At 37.8% G+C, this 13,862-nt stretch carries 10 protein-coding genes; all 10 read right to left on the bottom strand.

From position 1 onward, the window contains the following. The 10 genes from ACQKOG_RS22050 to ACQKOG_RS22005 all read right to left on the bottom strand — a co-directional run bounded on the left by ACQKOG_RS22050 (window position 1) and on the right by ACQKOG_RS22005 (window position 13,468). Window positions 1-813: a GNAT family N-acetyltransferase gene (locus tag ACQKOG_RS22050; RefSeq protein ID WP_370082479.1), complete on the bottom strand. Its 813-nt coding sequence runs from the start codon at window positions 811-813 to the stop codon at window positions 1-3. A gap of 34 nt (window positions 814-847) precedes the next feature. Further along, on the bottom strand, window positions 848-1,963 hold the full coding sequence (locus tag ACQKOG_RS22045) for a M20 peptidase aminoacylase family protein (protein WP_370082481.1): 1,116 nt from the start codon (window positions 1,961-1,963) through the stop codon (window positions 848-850). 5 nt (window positions 1,964-1,968) lie between these two features. Beyond that, window positions 1,969-2,835 (bottom strand): MurR/RpiR family transcriptional regulator, encoded by an 867-nt coding sequence (locus ACQKOG_RS22040; RefSeq protein ID WP_370082532.1) that lies wholly within the window; start codon window positions 2,833-2,835, stop codon window positions 1,969-1,971. 174 nt (window positions 2,836-3,009) lie between these two features. Then, window positions 3,010-5,202, bottom strand: coding sequence for a DNA topoisomerase III (locus tag ACQKOG_RS22035; RefSeq protein WP_427448265.1), 2,193 nt, complete (start codon window positions 5,200-5,202; stop codon window positions 3,010-3,012). Window positions 5,203-5,683: 481 nt separating this feature from the next. Next, window positions 5,684-6,043 (bottom strand): hypothetical protein, encoded by a 360-nt coding sequence (locus ACQKOG_RS22030; RefSeq protein WP_427448264.1) that lies wholly within the window; start codon window positions 6,041-6,043, stop codon window positions 5,684-5,686. A gap of 88 nt (window positions 6,044-6,131) precedes the next feature. Continuing rightward, on the bottom strand, window positions 6,132-6,644 hold the full coding sequence (locus ACQKOG_RS22025) for a hypothetical protein (protein ID WP_370082486.1): 513 nt from the start codon (window positions 6,642-6,644) through the stop codon (window positions 6,132-6,134). 357 nt (window positions 6,645-7,001) lie between these two features. Beyond that, window positions 7,002-8,075 carry a glycosyltransferase gene (locus ACQKOG_RS22020; protein ID WP_415730970.1) on the bottom strand — a complete coding sequence of 358 codons (1,074 nt, stop codon included), beginning with the start codon at window positions 8,073-8,075 and terminating at the stop codon, window positions 7,002-7,004. Window positions 8,076-8,245: 170 nt separating this feature from the next. Beyond that, the gene (locus ACQKOG_RS22015; RefSeq protein ID WP_427448263.1) at window positions 8,246-9,010 is read right to left on the bottom strand and encodes a hypothetical protein; all 765 of its coding nucleotides are present in this window, start codon (window positions 9,008-9,010) and stop codon (window positions 8,246-8,248) included. 1 nt (window position 9,011) lies between these two features. Then, window positions 9,012-12,794: a DEAD/DEAH box helicase gene (locus tag ACQKOG_RS22010; RefSeq protein ID WP_370082492.1), complete on the bottom strand. Its 3,783-nt coding sequence runs from the start codon at window positions 12,792-12,794 to the stop codon at window positions 9,012-9,014. A 119-nt stretch (window positions 12,795-12,913) separates the two neighbouring features. Further along, window positions 12,914-13,468: an NADPH-dependent FMN reductase gene (locus ACQKOG_RS22005; RefSeq protein WP_370082494.1), complete on the bottom strand. Its 555-nt coding sequence runs from the start codon at window positions 13,466-13,468 to the stop codon at window positions 12,914-12,916. Window positions 13,469-13,862: the final 394 nt, after the last annotated feature.

Here is a 13,862-nt window from a genome sequence, read left to right as displayed (position 1 = left end):
TTAATTTGCTCCTTCCAGACTTAAAGTTTCTAATTTTACGAGGACATACTCGTTGTAATTTTCTTGCTGCTGCAATTGAACTGCAGCATAACCTTGTGCAAATAATCGCTGTAAAATATGTCGCGTTTTGAAACGCCATTCCAATGCTAATGTCGGGTCTTGCAGCTTCAATGCTTGAAAGTCCTTCGGCACAGGCAATGTATATAAATTTTCGTTATATTTTAAATCTTCAGTTATATCTAAGTATGGGAATCCTTGTTCATTTAGTACACAACTTGCCACTGGTACGGCATCAGTTGCATCTATTGAAACACTTTTACTTACGTAATCAGAGGTGATATACCAGCACACCTCAAAACGATCTGAAGGCAGTCCCTTATTTAAGCCATCCTGCATTTCTCCATAGCAATTTTCTATATACGTATAACAAATACCATATAATTTAGACAGATTGAGAAAACCATTTCGTGTTTCCAGCGGATCAAAGGTCCACACCATTAAATCATAGCCTCGTTCAATAGCAATAGCTTGCTGGGCATATTTTAGTTTTTCACCTATTCCTTGGGAGCGGTAATTTTCGTCTATCCCCAACATATGGGAGCATAAATAACTTTTGCCCTCTCGAAACCCCGAAAAACCGTAGCTAAAGCCAACTAATTGATCACCATCAAAGGCACCAACAACGATACCGCCATTTTTCACAGCCGTTAAAGTTTGATGAATGGGAATAGAAGGCATCCCCCAAACGTCATATTCCAATTGCTGAACTTGCTCCAGCTGTTCGATTGTCTTTATTTCCCTTATGTCAATCATCGCTATCACTTCTTTCTATTCTTTATCTCATATTCTATAAAGCTCTTAAAATAGCTCTCGTGATAATGTTCACTCCGGTAATAAGTCGCTCTCGATTAAAAGTCATTTTCGGATGATGTAATCCCGGTGTTACACCACAACCTAAGCCAAGCATTGTTGCTTTCAGGTTCGGACGTTCATACGTATAAAAATGAAAATCCTCTCCTCCAGGAGTGACGACTGGTGAAGCACATGCCCTTTCCCCAACTACGTCAACAATCGCTGAATTCATATGTTGTAATGCCTCATCATTCACTAACGCTGCAACAATATGCGCATCTACATTTAAAGAAATTTTCGCACCATACATCGCTTCTACCGATGCTTTTACACGTTCAATACCATCTGTGATAGCTTGCATTACTTCATTTGTTTGTGCTCGTGCATCGATGCTAAATGTTGCTTTCCCCGGAATAATATTCGTCGAGGTTCCTCCTGCATTAAATTGTGTCATTTTGACTGACGCAGAGACATTGGGGTCCGTCCAAATTTTTTGTAAGCCTTCGACAATCGCTGCCCCTACCTCAATAGCATTAATGCCGAGTTCAGGTCGTGCGCCATGTGCCTCTTCTCCAATAATGGTCCCAGTGAAAAGCTTTGCAGCACCATGGTACAATGCCGGGGCATATGTTCCGTCCCGCAATTCTTTTAACGGACGAACATGGACACCAAATAAGTATTCTAAATGATCGATAAGCCCCTTCTCAACGAATGCGCGAGCGCCCTGTGCTTTTTCTTCAGCAGGCTGAAAAAGAATACGTACTGCGCCAGGGAGTGATTGCTCCATATCCTTTAACACTAGTGCCGTCCCAATAGCCATCGTCATGTGGCCGTCATGACCACAGGAATGATTAGCCTTAAATTCACCATCTACTTCCTGCCATAAAGCATCAATATCCGTACGAAATCCGACTTTCGGTATCCCTTCCCCAATATCGACATACAGTCCCGTCATATCCTCAAACAACTGAGGCTCCATCTGTGCCTCCTTCAATAAATTGGCGATATATTGCGTTGTCTTCTTTTCCTGCCAGCTAATTTCCGGATGCTCATGTAGATGTGTAAAAATATCAGCCAATCTAGGCTGTAAGTTTTGTAAAACTTGATTCATTGTCTTCAACTCCATCGATTTGCTAAAAAGCTATTTTGGAAATCATCATATTTTACGCGTTGATTTTCATAATAGTCGTGATCTTGTGCAGTCATACCTGCAATCAGTGTATTTAAAAATGAAATCAGTGCTGGCATTGCGTCAATCGTAGACATTTCCTGTTGTTCATTCACAAAGGTAATCGTTGCATATTGCGTAATAGGTGCAATTTTAGAATCTGTAATACCAATAATCTCGCAATTTTTTTCTTGAATTTCAGCTGCAAATTGAATCGGCTCTTTAAAATAGCGATGGAACGATAAAATAATGACCACACTATCCTCATCGATTTCTTGTAAAGCTCTAATGATTTCACTAGTTTCAAAATCTAAAAGCATTACGTTAGGACGTAGCATATTTAACGTAAAATACAACCATTGTGCCGCTAAATGGGAAGAACCATTCCCAGCAATATAGATTTTTTTCTTCGTATGTAGCAGGTTAGAAGCACGATTAAAATCTTCCTCGTTAATGTTCTTAGCAACATTTAAAATACTCGATGCATCCTTTTCCATCGTTTTTTCATAAAAACGTGGTGTTTCAAAAAGTACCTGCTTTGATTGCAAATAATTGTGCAAGCTACTAGTATGGCCTTCATTGAATAGATGCATCGTAATCTCCCGCTGCAACTCAGCATAACCCGATAATCCTATAGCGTAGCAAAAACGGATAACCGTCGTTTCACTTACCCCCGCCTTTTCCCCCACATAAGCAGCTGAATGAACACCAACAGTCTGCAAATTTTTGAGGATAAAGATCGCTACCTTTTGCTGACTCTTCGAAAGCTCCTGATATTTATGTTGAATGACTTGTTGAATTGTTTGATTATCCATCAAAGAAGTACATCCTTTTTATCTTAGTTTTTGAAGTTTAAACTTCATTTTCATGTTACATACAGTAGCATAAATATTTTCATAATTCAATATATTTTCTGAAATTTCTGTTTATAACGAATAAAAAAGCGGGAATGTTAATTTATTTAACACTCCCGCTTTTTTTATTTATAACTATTCATCAAACTTCATCCCTTTTAACAAATCTGCAAACGCATTATTAATAGGTTCTGCTTCTTTTTCTTGCTGTTTCATGTATTTTTGCACGCTACGCTTATCTACTTTGCCACCGCCTTCTTTTTTACGACGGGCTTCAAATGCAGATAACTTTTCACGATAACCACATTTACATACGAAGATTTGGCCATCACCTTCACCACGTAGTTCTAGCTTTTTCTTACATTGTGGGCATCGTGCGTTTGTAACGCGTGATACGTTTTTACGATGTCCACAATCACGGTCTTGGCAGACAAGCATTTTACCTTTTTTACCGTTGACTTCAAGCATTGGCTTGCCGCAATCAGGACATGATTTTGTTGAGATATTGTCATGCTTATATTTTTTATCACTTGCTTTAATTTCAGCGACTATTTCTTGCGTGTGCTTTTTCATTTCATTGATGAACACATCTTTTTTCAACTTACCTTTTGAAATGAGCTCAAGCTTTTGCTCCCACTCGGCTGTTGTCGCAGGAGAACGTAATTCTTCAGGTACTAAGTCAAGTAATTGACGACCTTTGGATGTAATGTGAATTTCTTTGCCGCCACGTTTTTCGATTAAGAATGAATTAAAGAGCTTCTCAATAATATCTGCACGTGTTGCAACTGTCCCTAATCCACCTGTTGATTTCAAAGTATCTGCAAGCTTCTTGTCGTTCGTTTCCATATACTTCGTAGGATTTTCCATAGCTGATAGTAATGTCGCTTCTGTAAAACGTGCAGGTGGCTTTGTTTGACCAGATGTTTGGGCAATTAGCTTTGTTTTTAATACTTGTCCTTGTTCTAAACGAGGAAGCAGCTGCTCTTTGACATCATCCGTTGATTCTTCATCATCAAAACGATTTTGATATACTTCTTTCCAACCTGCAACTGTTACGGTTTTCCCTTTAGCGATGAACTTCTCCTTACCGATTTGAGCTTGTACTGTTAATTGCTCATATTCTTGTGCAGGGAATAATACTGCTAAAAATCGTTTTACGACTAAATCATAAATTTTACGCTCTTTATCATTGAATGCAGATAAGTTCACATAGCCTTCAGTTGGAATGATGGCATGGTGATCGGACACTTTACTGTCATCTACAAATGATTTATTCGCTTTAACCGGTTTTGTTAAAATTTTATTCGTTAATGTACGATATTCGCCGATGCCACATGCTTTTAGACGCTCAGGTAATGTGCCTACAATATCAGATGATAAATAACGTGAATCTGTACGAGGGTATGTCAGCACTTTATGGGATTCATATAGCTTTTGCATAATATTTAATGTTTCTTTTGCCGAATAGCCAAATAATTTATTGGCATCTCGCTGTAATTCTGTTAAATCATAAAGACCTGGGGCAAAAGATTTTTTAGGCTTGCGATCAATTGAGGCAATCTTTGCATCTTGATTGCCTAATGCTTTGACAATAACGTCGACTTTTTCTTTATTGAAGCTACGTGAATTACCATTTGCGTCTTGCCATGTAAGCTTTAACGAATCTGTTTGTGCTTCAATACCGTAGTACGTTTGTGCTTTAAAGTTTTTAATTTCATCTTCGCGTGCAGCAATCATCGCAACAGTTGGAGTTTGAACACGACCACAGTTCAGCTGTGCATTAAATCTTGTCGTTAATGCTCGTGTCGCGTTTAATCCGATATACCAATCCGCTTCGGAACGGGCAACAGCAGCAGCATATAAATTTTCGTAGTTTTTACCCGGTTTTAAATTAGCAAATCCTTCTTTAATTGCTTTATCTGTAACAGATGAAATCCATAAACGTTTAATTGGCTTTTTCACATTTGCTTTGTCAATAATCCATCGAGCAACTAATTCACCTTCACGCCCAGCATCCGTAGCCACAATGATTTCGTTGACATCATTACGTGTTAATTGTGATTTGACTGCATTATATTGCTTGCCTGTTTGCTTCATCACTACTAGCTTCATTCGGTCTGGCAACATTGGAAGGTCTTCTAAATTCCATGTTTTATATTTATTATCGTAGGCTTCTGGATCAGCTAATGTCACTAAATGACCTAATGCCCAAGTAACTATATATTTGTCACCTTCTAAAAATCCATTCCCCTTTTTATTACATTTCAAAACATTTGCTATATCACGTGCAACTGAAGGTTTTTCAGCAATAACTACACTTTTAACCATATATTTTCGTACTCCTTTACTAACTATGTACTGTCTAATATACCATAAGTTCGGGGCAGAAATTGATTAGAGCTACCTTCTTATTCTTCATAATAGTCATTGTCGGGGAACTGATTAGGTAAGCAAGTTAAAATGATCAGGTTCCCCACAGAGCTGATTAAACGGTTAATTTAAGGCTGTTTTCTAAAAGATTGTTGCTGTTAAAACATAAAAAAACAGAATAAATCTACAAAACGTGTAGAATCAACTCTGTTTTTTGGTTTGATATTTCGTAAATTGAATATTTAACTAAAGTACCTGTTTATCAATATTAGGATTATCAACCATCACATATAACGTAGCCCAATCGGAAACTTCTTCCCTTGTCATTTCACTTTTAAGAACTAATTTTTACAGTTGGTTGCTCCATTCTACACCACCCAGCTATCCTAAACTCAAGCCCCCGTTAGTGCAGTAAGGATTTAACAATTAGTGCTACGAATTATTTTAATGTGTTAGTTTCTCTATCTATTAGATGTTTACCTAAATCTACATTTGCTCTTTCATAGCCAGCCGTGACTTTCCAACCAAATATATTATTCTGGATTTTCACGTTTGATGTCGTATTAATAACATCTGAACCATTTGTTCTTAATAACAAATAATAAGTATTAGATACATCTGTTTCAACAACATCTATTAGCTGTGTAGAATCATTATCAAACACCGTTGTTATATATTTTTCAATTGCTTCATCACGAGTTGAAAAGTGAGTGGAATATTGATAAATACCAAAGGAAATAATAATTATGACCACGATTGAAAATAAGTAAATCAATAATTTTTTATACTTATTTTTCATGCTACCCCTCCTCTTTTACTTTTCTAGAAACTAATCCGACACCCTACAGAAAGTACCTACTTATTAAACTCGTTAGTTCAATAGGAATTTAATTGTTTGAACTAAACTCTATTAAATTAGATATATTGTATTCTTTTTCTATTTGTTCATTTTTATTGTTAGTCCATGACACGGTGATTTTTTCATTATTAAACGCTTTTCTAATATCATCATCATTCAAACCTTTTGTATAAAAAACAAATTCGTGGTGGTATGTTGCAAAATTTTCATTTTCATTATCCTGACTATACCATTCACCATTCCAATATCGTGTGATGTCATCTATTCCATTCAACACTTGCGGCAGATTCTCAAATTTATACATTTCGATTTTTCTTTCTTTCACTGAATCTGTATGTTCCATAGTGAAATTAAACTCAAAAATTTTAAAGTCTTCCTGCTTTGGTTCAATTAAATCTTTAGTAGCACCAATTTTTCTGTATTCTTCATCACTTACTGGAGAAACCTTGGCTTCAATTTCTATCAGTGGTGCTTTATCATTACATGCTGTTAGTAATACTAAACAAACTAACACAACGAAAATCAAACTTAATTTTTTCATAATCACACTCCAATATATTCAATATTTGGATATCCAAATTATAACATTAACTCTTCAACTAAACTCCCCCGTTAATTGAATAAAATTGCCTAATTTAAAGAGCAAATTCACGTTAATTGTGAATTTGCTCTTTTTCTATGCTTCAAAAAAATGTTTACGATGAACTGCATACTCAAACTCTCAAAACATATGTTGAGTTAACAGAATGTTCACAAAATAGAAAGGGGATGAATGAATGGATGCTCGAACTTTCAGACCTCGGAATGTGATTTGTATGACAATTGTTGTTTTTATATCGATGTTAATTGGTTACGGTATCTATATAAATTTTATTGATGTTCCTTTTCCATGACGGCCTTATTTCTTTAACTGACTTAACAAGAATTTTCGGTTGTCTAGTATGCGCTGATCTTTTGGCTTAAATTTACGCGCTGCTTCATTATGCTGATATGCATTTTCATAAAGACGCAAGCAATTGTATAACAAGCTTAGCTGTAAATGTGGAAGCCATGTGGAATAAGCATGCTTGTGTGTAGCCATTGTCTGTTCTATAGGTTGCTGTAATGCTTGTGAATACCAGTAAATAGCCTCTTTATTTTTCGATTGCTTCATAAAAAAGTGACCGATTCGACAGCATGTTTCTGGTCTTGGTCGATCATATAATAATGATTGTAAAATAGCTTGTGTTGCTTGTTTTGAATCGTGTAGCTGTTGGTAGCAATCCGCTAAATTTAAGCAAGCTTGAATTTGATTATCAGCAGGTCCTTTTGCGGAATCTAAGAAAATATTATAGTGATTGATTGCTTCTAAAAATCGCTGATGAATTTTGAGCTCATTTGCGTAATGAAAAGTTTCTCTAGCTGAAAATGGGTGCCCTTCTTTCTTTAAACGCTCATAAATATTAATATTGCGATGAATATCACTTTTTCTTGGCAAATGTGTAATTGCTATATCACTATGATAGAGCTGGCCTGTTACGTCTAAATATTCATGGACGGCACCCTGCCACTGAAAATTACGTGCACGTTTTACGAGACGAAATCTTTTTTCACTGGATTCTACACAGCCATCTGCATCGAGCGTTACATAATAATCCATGGAAACAGCATCGACATTTGGATGATAAAGTGACTGTTTAAGTTGTAGGAACTTTTGCTGATGTTCTGTTGTGATCACGTCATCTGCATCGAGCCATAAAATAAAATCTTTCGTAGCTTGTTGAAAGGAAAAGTTTCGAGCTTTGGCAAAATCATCGCACCAGGTAAAGTCGAAAATTCGAGAGGTATAGTTTCGGACGATATTTTTTGTACGATCAGTTGAGCCCGTATCAATAATATTGATTTCATCCACTAAATGTTGAACGGAGTCTAGGCATCTTTCAATAGTACATTCTTCATTTTTAACAATCATACATAAACTAATCGTAAACATCGGTCCCCTCCTTTTTTTGTAATAATATATGCAAGCTTAAAAATTTAACGAGGCTATTTACCATTTTATCTCCTAATTTTTTTAATTTATCACCCAACTTTTCCGTTTTATCGACATACGCCTCAAAAAGCACAAAAAAACGAACGCTACACACACGTTCGTTTTTAGTCTTATAAATATTGTTCACGCCACCGTAGTTGTTCTTTTTCTGTAAGCTGTTGTTCTAGGTGCGAATCCCATTGATTTAACAGTGCATTCCATATACGAACGAACAAAATATTTTGTTCTTTATCGTGAAGGACAAATTCAAGGCATGGGATATCATTGATTTGTTTAGCGTCTGTTTCAACAATTTTTGAAATTATTTTTTGAGAGGCTCCGGCTCCAGCTTCAGCTTTTTCCCCATCCTCTTGCTGTAGCGCTTCTATTAACATTGCTTCTTCGAAATGCTCCTGCTTCTCAGCCTCTTCATCCACATAGCGATATAGCTCTGGTAGATCATCGTATTCTTCTATATTGTCCTCGTCGACAGCAAGAAATGCAAGATGGCATGGGCTATAGTAAAGATTAGCCATTTCTACATCTAGCTCCTCTTCGAAGATGCCACGTTCCAGTTGCTGCTGTCCTTTAGAGGTTAATCTATAGAAGTTTTCCGTTTGCTCAATAAGACTTACTCGAGACATTAACGATACTAAATCCTCAATAAATAACGGATCGACTAGTAATAGCTCACTTAATTCTTGTGCGTTTGCAAAATCCGCTTCCTGTATGCTCATTAACAGCATTGTCATCAAGACATCCATCGTAGAACGACGAACTGGTTCATAGGTCACTTCTACTGTTCGAATCGGGATGCTCCATTGATCGGTTTTGACGATTTTAATATTGCGATTTTGCTGAATTTCTCGCATTAAGCGCTGCTGTAATTTTGACAATCTACATCACCTGTCCTTCATGATTACGCAAGCCGTTATAGGATTTCACGGTCTTTAACAGATTGCTGTACATCTCTCGTGTATCTGGATGCTTCGCACGTTTGGCAAACATCTCAGCACTTCCGACAAGTAATAATAGTTCCCGCGCACGAGATAAGGCAACGTTTAAGCGGCGATAATCTCTTGCAAAACCAACGTCTCCCCCTTTAGGCGTATTACGTACCATACTAACTAATATGACGTCCATCTCCATACCTTGGAACTTATCGACTGTCCCTGTTCTAAATTGAAGATGCGGTAGCTGTAATTCCTGTTGCAGAAGGCGATTGATTTTCTTTACTTGCTCCCCATAGAAGCTAATTACTCCAACACTTTTTTGTGCATCCTGAGGTATACGTCCAGCTGCTTTAGCTTCAATAACAGACTTATTCAAATCTATTAAAATACGACGAATTGTTTGTAATTCACCCTCATTGTAACGACTCGTTCCGCCCTTTACCTGCTCCTCTAAATAAGGTTTTTCAGTTGGAATATCAACCCATAACAAATGATCATCTCGGTTTACAAATTGTCCTTCTAGGCAATGGTCTCGTGCTGCATCCGAATCTGGTAAACCACATTGCAAACCATTTTCCTCTTTCGCGTAAAACGGTGTAATACTGTGCATAATTTTTTCATGCATTCGATACTGCAATGCCAGCATTTGCTTATGTGTTTGCGGTAAGTTATTAAATAAGCGTTCAAACAGTGATTCACGCAGTAAATTTTTCAACTCCTGTGCGCCGTCAAAGTTTGGATTTCCATCGAGCATTGCTTTTAATGTTTCCTCCAACGTATCGTCTCCAAGTAGTGGAGGTAGCTGATGATGGTCGCCTACTAAAATAACTTTCTTCCCCTTAAGCATTGGCAATAATAGCTCTGGTGGTGTTGCCTTGGATACTTCATCAATAATGACAACATCAAATGTCGGGTAGTTCTCCATAAACTCCTTACTTGCCGAAGCAACACATGTTGTACCGATAACATTCGCATGACGCACATATAATTTACGAATTTCATCTAAATCATATTCAGTAGCATTTTGCAGCTTGTCACGCCATTGCTCTTGTAATTTTTTTCGAAGAGGTAGTTGCTGTTCCTTGCGCTGTAATTCCACTATTGCTGTTTTCGAAGATGCAATTGCTTCCACCACTTCCTCGGAAGTGCGCTCTGGTGTTGATTGTAGAAGCTTTGTGCAAGCTGTGAGCTGCTTCTCCTTCTTCAGTCCAGCTATATTAATTTCTTTTATATTTTCTTCTAATTGTGTTAGCTGTTGTTCAATCTCTTGTAAGCTAGTCTGCGCTGTTTGAAGTGCCGCTTTCTTTGGTAGAAGCTGTGTATGAGCATGCTCTACTGCCTCAAGCTGTTGACGTGCTGTTTGAAGAGAAGATTTCGATTGTGACACAAGCATTTTTAAATGTTCTACAGACTCTTCTGGCTCGGCATCAATTTGGAATGCCTCAGCTAGCTGCTGAAGTCGTTCTGTATGTTGTAAAAATGGCTGCAATTGTCGCTGTAAGCTTTGAACGTCAAAGCTAGTAATCGCGCATTCTTGATGTACTAAGCCACCAATACCTTTACGCAAGGATTCAAATTCCCGATCTTTATGATCTTGTTGTTGTTTAAGAGCTACACCTTTTTGCCAGACAAAATCACGACGCATATATAAACCGAGCAAGAAACTCTCAATTTGCTCGGCAGGCGGTGTTTGTTCATCTTGAAAGGCTGTATTAAGCTGCGCAAAAACACCTGTTAAATTTTGCAACGAAAACGATTGAACTTGCTGCACTCTACTTTTAGCAAGGGCACGTTCTTTTTCTTCACCAGATACTAACGATTCCAGCTTTGCGATCGCTTTTTGCAAACGTGAATTGATGGTTGCCCATGCCTCTAAATCTTTGGCATCCTCTAAATGCTGCAAGCGATTAATTTGCTGTGACAGCACATAGGATGGGCGAATGTGATAGTGCTGTAAAAATCGTTCAATTCGCTCATAGGACGTTAAATTACTAATATATTGTTCGGCTTCCTTCATTAATCGAAGACGATTATTTTCCTCTTCATATTTCGATTGGATATCTTTGAACTGCAGTGCTAAATGCTGCTTTTGCTCTTGCAGCTCCTTATATTGAGCAGCTGCTTCCAATTGCTCCATTTTTTGAGTAGTTTCTTCTATAGTAAGCTTTAGCTGCTCTATAGATGGGCTTTCAGCAAGGGTTTGCTCGAGCGACTTTACAGCAGGCTCGATTTGCGCCAGCTGTTTTTCGTAATGCTCTTTATGTGCCTCATTCTCCTGCTGTTCAGCTTTTGCTGCCTTTAATTCTTTCTTTAACGCTTGTATTTCCTGCTGTAAAATGGGCTCGTCAATTGTGGCCTGTTCTTTTGCAGCTATTTCCTTTGTTAACTCCTCAAGCCACGCCTCAAGCTTTTCTAGCTCTTCTTCAGCCTTGGTAATACTTGATTTTAGTTCTTGTTCACGTTCTGTAAAGGCTGTAATTTCCTCTTCGATCGCTGCAAGAGTTTGCTCACGCCAATGAAGCGCAACATTTTCCTCAATAAATTTCTTACCCTCTTCTTCAATACTTTCCGTTCTACCGTAACGTAAAATTCGAATTTCTTGATTGGAAAGAAGTCGTCCTAATGCATTATCCACGGCTAGATTTGATTGAGAAGCCACGAGTGTTTTTAAGCCTGCCTTAACATTTTGCTGACAAATTTCAGAAATAACAGTTGTCTTCCCTGTACCAGGAGGTCCTTGAATGACATACAAATCTTCAACAGACAATGCTCCTAAAACAGCCCGTCTTTGATATTCGTTTAAATTATTGTGAAAAACAATATCCTCTCGAAGCTTTGATGCTCGGACAGTTGGACGTTTTTCAAATAGTATTGTCTCTAAATTAGGGTTAACTGCCTCGCCTTTTTCTAGCTTTGTAAAACCATTGCGCAATCGTCTAATTTGACTCAATGTCGCAAAATTACTAAAGCTTGCTTGCTTTGAACGAAGGTTAAGTTGATCTTTACGTGCTAAATCCTGCACAAAGGGCTTTAAGTCAATTTCTATTGTCTGCTTCCCTGCATGAGCCTTTAATACTTGTCCAATTTCACCGCGTACCCCTTGAATGCTCACACTTAACCCTTCAAGCTTCTTCCATTCCTTCGATTTTATATATGGGCAGACAATTGTCAGCCTAGTAAAATCTTCATTAAAATAGCTTTGCTTAAACTCTGTATGAATATCATCAATGGTCGCATCCCGTTCTTGAATTTTTAAATAGCCTTCCCAGCTCGAGATACGCTTTTTCACATATTCCGTGCGTTCCTCGGCTATCGGTAGCCCTCTTATTTTCGTATGAAGATCAAGCGGTATCCCTGCTCCATTATTAGGTCTTGTAACAAATTCTAATGCTGCTGGTAAGCGCCGGTTTGTATTGATTGGGCCCCGCATATGTACAAAACGAATATTTGTAGCTAGCAATCCTTCAACCTTTAGCACACAATCCATAATGGCTGTTTTCTCAGCAATGACGTCGGTTAGCCTTTCATTTTGCTCCGCATTAAAATAAATCGATAAAAATGTTTCACCAACTGTTTTTGCTTTGCGCTTTTCGATATAGACGGTGAATGTTTTTTGTAAGGCAAAAAAGGCATGCTCATTTGCTGAGCATTCCTCTACCGCTTCCTTCGCCTTATTAGTCAATATTAGACTACAGCGTTGTTTTTCTAGTATAGCGATGTCCTGCATGAGCAGCCCTCCCTTCCGTTTCACTAAAAATCTATTTTATCACATCGTAAAAGGATACTTGAAAAGAAAAATCCCCTGCACAGTGATTTCTTTCCACTGCACAAGGGATGAATTTTATTTTAATGTTGATCAATCGGTTCTTTCGGCAATGTTTTGCTCATTTCACAATACTGTACAAAAACACGAGCCAATTCACGTAAACGTCTATGAACATCTTCGTCGACAATCTTATTATCTGCATCAAAGTGAGATGTGTGTGTGTATACATAGTTCGGCGTTACAAGTGCACGGAAGTAATCTAAAATTGGTTTCAACTGATTTTCTACTACTAAATGGTGCTGATACGTACCACCATTTGCCACAATCGATACAGGCTTATAGCGCATTGTTTTCGGATGCAAGAAGTCAAATGCATTTTTTAAAACGCCTGGAATCGATGCTTGGAAAATCGGTGTAGCGATAATATACGCGTCCGCTTCTTCGAACTTTTGAATCATTTCCTTCATGTCATCATTTAACGGTGAACCGTCTACAATTTGATGCTTATATTGACTAAAATGCATAATTTCTAACTCGAAACTTGCATCTAATTCTTTAATATATTGCTCCACTTGTTCTAAAATAGCACCAGTTTTACGACCAAACATTGTGCCATCAACGAGTAAAATTTTCATTTTCACTTTGCCTCCACATTCATTTCTACAATAATATTGTAACAAATGAAAAGAGGCACGGAAAGAATTGTGGTGGTTGAAACCGTAAATTCAGTCTTTAGGCGGAATGGAGTCTACGCAGGAAATATGATTTTGAAAAAGACTTTGGCATGTTGATTGTTTGTTATTAAAATAATATTTTCACAAATGAATTTGTTACTACTACTTAGAAGACGCTGATTATTACTACGGGCTACTCGCTTCCCTGCGTATTAAGTTGATTGGAGTGGAGACTGGGCGACTCCTTGGGAATTAGCGATAGAGGAACGAAGGCTAAAACCATCACATCCTGTGATAACGCCTTCGTGACCAACATCCTGTTGGCCCGAGACCCTGCAGCGAAGCGAAGCGGCTC

The organism is Lysinibacillus sp. NPDC093216 (assembly GCF_050280325.1).
Taxonomy (GTDB): domain Bacteria; phylum Bacillota; class Bacilli; order Bacillales_A; family Planococcaceae; genus Lysinibacillus.
The sequence above is the reverse complement of the archived record's forward strand: the minus strand, read 5'-3'. Positions and strand labels throughout refer to the sequence as shown.

Bases quoted from the DNA above. Each gene is read 5' to 3' on its own strand.
- ACQKOG_RS22050 (WP_370082479.1), bottom strand. From the start codon at position 813: ATGATTGACATAAGGGAAATAAAGACAATCGAACAGCTGGAGCAAGTT.
- ACQKOG_RS22045 (WP_370082481.1), bottom strand. From the start codon at position 1,963: ATGAATCAAGTTTTACAAAACTTACAGCCTAGATTGGCTGATATTTTT.
- ACQKOG_RS22040 (WP_370082532.1), bottom strand. From the start codon at position 2,835: ATGGATAATCAAACAATTCAACAAGTCATTCAACATAAATATCAGGAG.
- ACQKOG_RS22035 (WP_427448265.1), bottom strand. From the start codon at position 5,202: ATGGTTAAAAGTGTAGTTATTGCTGAAAAACCTTCAGTTGCACGTGAT.
- ACQKOG_RS22030 (WP_427448264.1), bottom strand. From the start codon at position 6,043: ATGAAAAATAAGTATAAAAAATTATTGATTTACTTATTTTCAATCGTG.
- ACQKOG_RS22025 (WP_370082486.1), bottom strand. From the start codon at position 6,644: ATGAAAAAATTAAGTTTGATTTTCGTTGTGTTAGTTTGTTTAGTATTA.
- ACQKOG_RS22020 (WP_415730970.1), bottom strand. From the start codon at position 8,075: ATGTTTACGATTAGTTTATGTATGATTGTTAAAAATGAAGAATGTACT.
- ACQKOG_RS22010 (WP_370082492.1), bottom strand. From the start codon at position 12,794: ATGCAGGACATCGCTATACTAGAAAAACAACGCTGTAGTCTAATATTG.
- ACQKOG_RS22005 (WP_370082494.1), bottom strand. From the start codon at position 13,468: ATGAAAATTTTACTCGTTGATGGCACAATGTTTGGTCGTAAAACTGGT.